Source organism: Oerskovia sp. NPDC056781 (assembly GCF_042789955.1).
Classification (GTDB): Bacteria; Actinomycetota; Actinomycetes; order Actinomycetales; family Cellulomonadaceae; genus Oerskovia; species Oerskovia rustica.
Map to the genome: position 1 here is coordinate 1 of NZ_JBHUAD010000249.1, position 5413 is coordinate 5413.

The window sequence follows — 5413 nt, forward strand, 5'->3', positions numbered from 1 at the left end:
GGTCTCCGGCGCCCCGCCCCGTCGGCGGCTCAGCAGCGAATCAGCCGAAGATCCCCGGCAGGGTCGCACGGAACACCTGGTCGGCCTCGCTCAGCGGGATCGTGAAGATGCCCTCGACCTCGAGCGACTCCCCGGTCTCGGTGACCTCGGCGGGCTCGGTGCCGGTCTCGCCGATCTTGAGGACGGGCACGCCGCGCGCGACGCACGCGTCGACCAGCTTGGTCTCCTCACCGCGCGGCACGGCGACGAGCGCGCGGGCCGTGGACTCGGAGAACAGGGCCTCGAACGGGGTGACGCCGTCGCGCGCCGCGAGGGCGTCGATCGAGACCTTGGCGCCGGTGCCGAAGCGCAGCGACGCCTCGAGGAGGCCCTGGACCAGGCCGCCCTCGGAGAGGTCGTGCGCGGCGGAGACCAGGTCGTCGCGGCTCGCGTTGACGAGCACCTCGGCGAGTGCGCGCTCGGCCGCGAGGTCGACCTGCGGGGGCACGCCGCCGAGGTGCTGGTGGACGACGTCGGCCCAGGCGGAGCCGTCGAGCTCGGGGCGGGTCGTGCCGAGGAGGTAGACGGCCTCCCCGGCCTCGCGCCAGCCGGACCCGGTGGCGTGCGCGACGTCGTCGAGCACGCCGAGGACGCCGACGACGGGCGTCGGGTGGATCGAGGAGTCGATCTGCCCGGGCTCGCCCGTGCCGTTGTAGAGCGAGACGTTGCCGCCCGTGACGGGGACGCCGAGGGTCTGGCACGCGTCGGCCAGGCCTTCGATGGCCTCGACGAGCTGCCACATGGAGTCGGGGTCCTCGGGGGAGCCGAAGTTGAGGCAGTCGGTGATGGCGAGCGGACGTGCGCCGGTCGTGGCGACGTTGCGGTACGCCTCGGCGAGCGCGATCTGGGCGCCCGTGCGCGGGTCGAGCTTGGCGTAGCGGCCGTTGGCGTCGGTCGCGAGCGCGACCCCGAGGCCCGTGGTCTCGTCGACGCGGATCACGCCGCCGTCGTCGGGCTGGGCGAGGGCCGTGTTGCCCTGGACGAAGCGGTCGTACTGGTTGGTGACCCACTCCTTCGACGCGAGGTTGGGCGAGCCGAGCAGGCGCAGCGCGGTCGCGCGGAGCTCGTCGGCGGTCTCGGGACGTGCCAGCGCGGCAGCAACCACGGTGTCCGCGTTGAGGCCGTCCATCCACGTGGGGCGCGCGTAGGGGCGGTGGTAGGTGGGGCCCTCGTGCGCCACCGACCTGGGGTCCACGTCGACGATGCGCTCGCCCTGGTGGTCGATCGTCAGGCGGCCCGTGCCGGTGACCTCGCCGATGACGGACGTCTCGACGTCCCACTTGCTCGTGATGGCGAGGAACTCGTCGAGCTTGTCGGGCGCGACGACCGCCATCATGCGCTCCTGCGACTCCGACATGAGGATCTCGCCCGCGTTGAGCGACGGGTCGCGCAGCAGGACCGAGTCGAGCTCGACGTGCATGCCGCCGTCACCGTTCGAGGCGAGCTCCGAGGTGGCGCACGAGATGCCGGCCGCGCCGAGGTCCTGGATGCCCTCGACGACGCGCGCCGCGTAGAGCTCGAGGCAGCACTCGATGAGGACCTTCTCCATGAAGGGGTCGCCCACCTGGACGCTCGGGCGCTTGGCGGGGACGCCGTCCTCGAACGTCTCGGACGCGAGGATCGAGGCGCCACCGATGCCGTCGCCGCCCGTGCGCGCACCGAACAGGACGACCTTGTTGCCGACGCCCGAGGCGTTGGCGAGGTGGATGTCCTCGTGGCGCAGCACGCCGATGCACAGCGCGTTGACCAGCGGGTTGCCCTGGTACGAGGAGTCGAACACGAGCTCGCCGCCGATGTTCGGCAGGCCCAGGGAGTTGCCGTAGCCGCCGACACCCGACACGACGCCGTGCACGACGCGCGCCGTGTCCGGGTGGTCGACCGCGCCGAAGCGCAGCTGGTCCATGACGGCCACGGGGCGCGCGCCCATCGAGATGATGTCGCGCACGATCCCGCCGACGCCGGTCGCCGCTCCCTGGTAGGGCTCGACGAAGCTCGGGTGGTTGTGGGACTCGACCTTGAACGTCACGGCCCAGCCGTCGCCGATGTCGACGACGCCCGCGTTCTCGCCGATGCCGACGAGAAGGTGCTTCTTCATCTCGTCGGTCGTCTTCTTGCCGAACGTGCTCAGGTGCACCTTGGACGACTTGTACGAGCAGTGCTCCGACCACATGACGGAGTACATCGCGAGCTCGGCGGCCGTGGGGCGTCGCCCGAGGATGTCGCGGATGCGCTGGTACTCGTCCGGCTTGAGGCCGAGCTCCGCGAAGGGCTGCGTCTCGTCGGGGGTGGCGGCTGCGCGCTCGACCGTGTCGAGGTGCGGCCGGTGCTCGGAGGTCGCTGCGGCGGGCGTCGGGGCGTTGCTGGGGGCGGTCATCGAATCCCTCGGGGTGGCGTGCCAGCCGGCGCGTTTCGACGAGCGAGTCATCGAGGAGGCGACCGGCACGGGGCTGCACAGGTGCGGCCAGTTTACCGGCGGTCGGGAGCGGTGGGGGCGGGCGTCCACGAACGCGTGCGGCGGACGGCTCCCTGGCACGTGAGCGGCGGGGTGCGGGCCCCTCGGCGAGCGGGGATAGCCTCGCACGGTGACCTCCCTCGTCCTTCGTCGCCCCCGCCCGCACGCCACCCTCGCGGTGGTGGGCATGGTCGTGGCCGTCCTGGCCACGAGCTGCTCCCTGCCCGACGGCGCCGCTCCCGTCCCGTCCACGTCCGAGGCTCCCGAGGGGGCCGCGCCCGGAGACCCCTCGCCGGCACCGTCACCCGAGCGGGCCACCGTGACCCAGGCCCTCTCGGCCGACGGGATCGAGCTCGTGCTGACGGTGCCGCTCGAGGCAGCCAACGCGGCCGGCGGCGAGCCCGTCACGGTCACCCCGGACGAGGACGGGTCGAGCCGCGTCGCGTTCGTGCTGCCCCCCGACGAGGCGGCGACCGTCACCTCGTCGGGAAGCGCCCCGACCGGCACGACCGACGGCCCCGACGCCGTGAGCACCGCGGTCCCCGCGACGATCGACCTCGTCTCCCCCGCCGACGGTTCCCTGGTGCGCAACAGCGACGGCAGCATCACGGTCCTCGACGCCGCAGGCACCCCGCTCGGTGGGCTGTCGGCGCCGGAGGCGACGGAGACGTCCGGATCAGCAGGCAGCGCAGGAGCCGTGGTCGTGGCGCCGACCCGCGCCGAGGTGCACGCGAAGGCCCGGGGGGCGACGCCGTCGGGCACCGGGAGCGCGACGGGAGACGCTGCCGGAACCGGGCACGGCTGGACCGTGACCACGTGGCTCGGCGCGCAGGGCGTGCGCAGCGCGACCTGGGGAGACCGCGAGGGCGGGCGCTCGCTCGCGGTCGACCCGACGCCGTGGGCGCGGCAGTCGGGCATCGTGGGCGAGGCGACGGCCTGGGCGCAGCTCGTCGCGAGCGAGCCCGAGGCCGCCTCGACGACCATGCGCGACCAGTTCGACTGCCACGCCCTGGGCGCAACCGACAAGAAGACGTGGAACCTGGAGCCGTGGCGCCCGGACGTCGGCTTCCTGGCGACGGCCGCGGCGCGCTGCAACCCGACGGCCTAGCCCGGCCTCCCCGCCCTCTACGAGCCGAGGCCTTAGCATCGGCGGATGTCCTCCGACCTGCCGCCGTCCTCCGACCTGCTCGACGCTGCCGCGGCCTGGGCCGGCTCGGTCGGCGCGGGCACCCGTACGGAGCTCGTCGAGGAGTGGATCTGGCCGCACGGCGAGTCCCGCGTGGCGCGTGTGCGCACCGGGGCGGGCGACGTCGTCGTGAAGTGGGAACGGTCGGCACGCAACGTGGCCCGCGAGGTCGAGGCGTTGCGGAGGTACGTGCCCGTGCTCGGCGACGACGCGGGGCAGCTGCTCGCCGTCGACAGCGACGCGCAGGTCCTGGTCCTGACCCACGTCCCCGGAGACCTCGCAAAGGGCGACGTAGCCCTCGACCCGGAGGTCCACCGACAGGCCGGGGCACTGCTGGCACGGCTGCACGCGAGCGCCCCGGGCGTGCCCGACGAGGGCTACGGAGAGCGTCTCCTCGCGGACCTCGACGAGAAGGCCGCCGCGCTCGCCCCGCTCGTCGACGCGACCGACCTTGTGCGGCTGCGCGAGGTCGCGGCACCCGTGGCGGACGTGCGGTCGGTCCGGCTCGTGCCCGCGCACCGCGACTTCGGGCCGCGCAACTGGCTCGTCGACGCGGGCGGCCGTGTGCGCGTGATCGACTTCGCGCACGCCGAGCCCTCGCCGTGGGCCGTGGACCTGCAGAAGCTCACGATGCGCGAGTGGCGTGATCGCCCCGACCTCGAGGCGGCGTTCCTCGAGGGCTATGGACACATGCCCGACGACGAGGACCGCCTCGTGCTGCGCGCCTACGTCGCGCTCTCGACGCTCGCGATCATCGCGTGGTCGGTCGCGCACGACGACCCGGCCTTCGAGGCTGAGGCGAGATCGGTGCTGGCGACCCTGGTCGCAACCTGACGGCACCGGTAGCCGCGTGGTCGGCGCCTCGCCGGGCAACCGCTCAGTCGAGGCCCAGCATCTCCCTGACCGGTCCGACGCCGTGGAGCGTCACCTCGGGACGCAGCGCCGCCGGGCGCGTGTCCCAGTCCTCGCGGTCGAGGCGGTACCGGACGTTGACCGCCGGCTCTCCCTCGCGGGCGAGCGTCTGCGCGCCGTTGGGCCGGTAGCCGAGCTTGCGCGTGACGCCGTGGGAGGGAGCGTTGTCCTCCCAGGCCGACGTCGTGGCCGTCCGGGCGTCGAACCCCGCGAAGAGGAGCTCGAGAATCATGAGCCGCGCGATCGTGCCGACGCCTGCCCCCTGGTACCGGCGCCCCAGCCACGAGCCGGACTCCGCCGTGCGGGTCACCACGAAGTCCGACGCCGTGAGCGCCTGGACGCCCAGCACCTCGCCGCCGCGGACCACGGCCAGCTCGATCGCCCAGGACGCGGGCGCGATCCGTGACGCCGCACCCCACTGGTAGGCCAGGATGCTGCGGCCGACCTCGACCGCCGAACCGCGTGACCACGGGAAGGCGAAGGGCATGAACCCGTCGTCGTGGATGCCCTCGCCGCCGACGGCAGCGAGCCGGTACAGGAGGTCCTCGTCGAGGTGACGCAGCTCGAGATCCCCCGAGACGACCCGTAGGCCCGACGGGGGCCAGAGCTCGGTGCGCGTCGGGCGTGCGGGTGCGGTGCCTGACGACGCGCGGGCGTCGGGGACGGGTTCGGGGGCCATCGGTGCAGCCTGGCGAAGTCCGCGAGGTGCGTCAACAGGAATGGCGGGGACTCGCCGTCGGGCCGAGGACGGACGAGGCGCCGGGACCACGACCGACGCGACGCGACGTGGCCGGTCGAGGCCCGGACGCACGACGGGACCCGTC

4 protein-coding genes are annotated in these 5413 nt (G+C 73.7%); 2 read left to right on the forward strand and 2 right to left on the reverse strand.

Going from position 1 to position 5413, the window contains the following annotated elements:
* Window positions 1-40 precede the first annotated feature (40 nt).
* Entirely contained in the window at window positions 41-2413 is a 2373-nt protein-coding gene (gene purL, locus ACFRCR_RS16345) for a phosphoribosylformylglycinamidine synthase subunit PurL (RefSeq protein WP_377678981.1), read from the reverse strand.
* A gap of 208 nt (window positions 2414-2621) precedes the next feature.
* On the opposite strand from purL, the gene ACFRCR_RS16350 reads away from it, so the two are divergent.
* Together ACFRCR_RS16350 and ACFRCR_RS16355 are read left to right on the forward strand one after the other, a co-directional pair.
* The gene (locus tag ACFRCR_RS16350) at window positions 2622-3599 is read left to right on the forward strand and encodes a DUF2599 domain-containing protein (protein WP_377678983.1); all 978 of its coding nucleotides are present in this window, start codon (window positions 2622-2624) and stop codon (window positions 3597-3599) included.
* Window positions 3600-3644: 45 nt separating this feature from the next.
* Window positions 3645-4511, forward strand: coding sequence for a phosphotransferase enzyme family protein (locus ACFRCR_RS16355; protein WP_377678984.1), 867 nt, complete (start codon window positions 3645-3647; stop codon window positions 4509-4511).
* Window positions 4512-4554: 43 nt separating this feature from the next.
* Here ACFRCR_RS16355 and ACFRCR_RS16360 read toward each other — a convergent pair whose 3' ends face one another.
* Window positions 4555-5268, reverse strand: a complete 714-nt coding sequence (locus ACFRCR_RS16360; RefSeq protein ID WP_377678986.1) for a GNAT family N-acetyltransferase — start codon at window positions 5266-5268, stop codon at window positions 4555-4557.
* Between the last annotated feature and the right edge of the window lie 145 nt (window positions 5269-5413).